This is a genomic window from Pseudoalteromonas sp. Angola-30, from assembly GCF_028599215.1.
Taxonomy (GTDB): domain Bacteria; phylum Pseudomonadota; class Gammaproteobacteria; order Enterobacterales; family Alteromonadaceae; genus Pseudoalteromonas; species Pseudoalteromonas atlantica.
The window spans coordinates 1-333 of record NZ_JAQREI010000080.1 but is presented as its reverse complement, the minus strand read 5'-3'; the positions used below and the strand labels follow the sequence as shown (position 1 = coordinate 333).

The window sequence follows — 333 nt, the reverse complement described above, 5'->3', positions numbered from 1 at the left end:
ATGACTGGGGTGAAGTCGTAACAAGGTAGCCCTAGGGGAACCTGGGGCTGGATCACCTCCTTATACGATTTAGAACTTATTTGTTCGTAGTGTCCACACAGATGATTGTTAGTTAGTTTTACCCTTTAGGTTTAACTGATTAATATGCTCTTTAAAAATTTGGAAAAGCTGATAATAAAATTCTGATAGATACTTTGTATTTATCAAGAGTTTTCAAAAGTAAAAAAGAATGATAGCAGTATCATTCAGTGCCAATTTAATCATTTATGATTAATTGGTATCTACTTTAGTATTCAATATTAACTTCTGGCGAAGTTAAACTGTCACATAACA

At 32.7% G+C, this 333-nt stretch carries 1 rRNA gene; it reads left to right on the top strand.

The features are described from left to right. Positions 1 to 63, top strand: a 16S ribosomal RNA gene (locus PSH54_RS20690); the annotation flags it as partial. Between the last annotated feature and the right edge of the window lie 270 nt (positions 64 to 333).